Source organism: Roseisolibacter sp. H3M3-2, from assembly GCF_029211165.1.
In the GTDB taxonomy this organism is placed as follows: domain Bacteria; phylum Gemmatimonadota; class Gemmatimonadetes; order Gemmatimonadales; family Gemmatimonadaceae; genus Roseisolibacter.
On the sequence record NZ_JARGEK010000730.1, the window covers coordinates 1 to 841 of the forward strand.

The 841-nt window shown below is 81.6% G+C and carries 1 protein-coding gene; it reads right to left on the minus strand.

The features are described from left to right. Positions 1-583 (minus strand): ADP/ATP-dependent (S)-NAD(P)H-hydrate dehydratase (locus PYV61_RS26050; protein WP_275836803.1); only part of this gene is annotated, 583 nt, incomplete at its 3' end. Between the last annotated feature and the right edge of the window lie 258 nt (positions 584-841).

An 841-nucleotide genomic window follows, 5' to 3' on the forward strand; every position in this document is an offset into this window, starting at 1 on the left:
CGTGCACCCACGCCGCCTCCGCGGCCAGGTCGGCGGCCGGCGAGTCGCCCTGCGCGGCGAGCAGCGCGGCGAGGATCGCGCCCAGCACGTCGCCGCTCCCGCCGGTGGCCAGCGCGGGCGCGCCCGTCGGCACCACGCGCACGCCGTCCGCGTCGGCCACCACGGTCGGCGTTCCCTTGAGCAGCACCGCCGCGTGCAGCGTCGCCGCCGCGTCGCGCGCCAGCTCGTAGCGGCCGTCGACGACCGCGCGCACGTCGACGCCCAGCAGCCGCGCCAGCTCCAGCGGGTGCGGCGTCACGACGGCGGGGCGGCCGTGCAGCAGCGTGCCCAGCGCCCTCGCGTCGCCCGCGAACGCGTTCAGCGCGTCGGCGTCCACCACCTCCGGCCCGCGCCACGCGCGCAGCACGCGCTCGCACAGCGCGCGCGCGTCGCCGCCCAGCTCGGGCGCGAGCAACAGCGCGTCCGCCCGGTCGTCCACCGCGCGCCGTAGCGCATCGTCGTCGTCGGGCCACGGCGCCGCGAGCGCCGACGGCAGCCCGCCCTGCACCGCGGCCACGCTCTCCACCGCGACCACCAGCCGCACCAGCCCCGCGCCGGCGCGCCGCCGTACACCGCGACCTTGCCGCGCGTCCCCTTGTGCGCCCCCGCCGGGAACGGGCGCGGCGCCGGCCCCGCCCGGGGAGCGCGTCGGGCACGCCGCGGCGCTGCTCGAGCAGGCGGCGACGCTGGTCGACGCGACGGCCGATACGGTGGCGACCATGATCGCCGGGCGCGACGCGCCGCGCGACGGGCCGCGCCCGCGGTCGGTGCTCGCCGCCCTGCTGCGCGCGCCCGCGGCCGC